The sequence below is a fragment of the Pseudomonas sp. SIMBA_041 genome (assembly GCF_046535095.1).
GTDB classification, from domain to species: Bacteria; Pseudomonadota; Gammaproteobacteria; order Pseudomonadales; family Pseudomonadaceae; genus Aquipseudomonas; species Aquipseudomonas mucoides.
Map to the genome: position 1 here is coordinate 1 of NZ_JAWRXJ010000932.1, position 236 is coordinate 236.

Sequence of the window (236 nt, forward strand, 5' to 3'; positions counted from 1 at the left end):
GTAACCCAAATTGTATAGTTAGGAGCATTGGTCTGATCTAAAACATATGTTCCATTATCTCTACTGTTAACATTTATTACTGGATGTGCTACATTGGCAATATTAACTGTACCATCTGCATCAATTGGCGAATCAGCCCATTTAGGCGCTCCCCCAGCTCCGTTTGATGTAAGAATCTGTCCGGCAGTTCCCGGATTACCTCCCGTTGTAGCATTACCCCCTACGTTAAGTTCACT

1 protein-coding gene is annotated in these 236 nt (G+C 42.8%); it reads right to left on the reverse strand.

Annotation, left to right across the window (positions count from 1 at the left end; translation table 11 throughout):
• Nucleotides 1-236 (reverse strand): hypothetical protein (locus SB725_RS33865; RefSeq protein ID WP_410923779.1); only part of this gene is annotated, 236 nt, incomplete at both ends.